Annotated in this window: 1 protein-coding gene; it reads left to right on the top strand. The window is 67.4% G+C overall.

Annotation, left to right across the window (positions count from 1 at the left end):
• Nucleotides 1-595: phage late control D family protein (locus FQ755_RS05060; RefSeq protein WP_186308420.1), on the top strand; the 595-nt coding region annotated here is incomplete at both ends.

Raw genomic sequence — 595 nt, 5'->3', positions numbered from 1 at the left:
CAGGACGGCAGATCGCACACGCTGGTCATCACCGACCGGCTCGCGACGCTCGATGCGCTGTCGCCCGAAACGGTGCCGTTCTACCGGGCAGGCACAGGCAGCGAGACGGACGCGCTCACGCAGTGGTCGGGCACGCGCACGCTGCAAAGCACGTCGCTCACCACCCGCACGTTCGACTACAAGAGCCCATCGACGCAGTTCAACCCCAAAGGCACGAGCGTGCCGACGATGCCCAATCAGGGCGCGTTGCCGGATCAGGCCGAGGTGTACGAATACACCGGGGCGTACACGTATGCGAAACAGGACCGGGGCGACCAGCTCTCCGGAATCCGCATGGAGGAGTGGGAGTCGCGGGCGAAACGGTTTGAGGGCGTCGGCGGCGTGAGAAGGATCGACGCGGGGCGGCGCTTTACGCTCAGCGGCCACCCGGACCACGACCCGGATCAGGCGAGCCAGAAGGAGTTCGCGGTGATCGGGGCGTCGTGGGTGATTGCGAACAACGTGCCGGCGGGCAACCCGGGGGCGGACTATCCGCACAGCCTACAGGCCACGGTAGACGAGGTGCGCGCGAGCCACGCGGGCGATCCCGCATTCA

The organism is Paraburkholderia sp. BCC1885, from assembly GCF_900996235.1.
Classification (GTDB): Bacteria; Pseudomonadota; Gammaproteobacteria; order Burkholderiales; family Burkholderiaceae; genus Paraburkholderia.
Note: the sequence above shows the minus strand (reverse complement) of the source record. Positions and strands in the feature narration are given on the sequence as shown.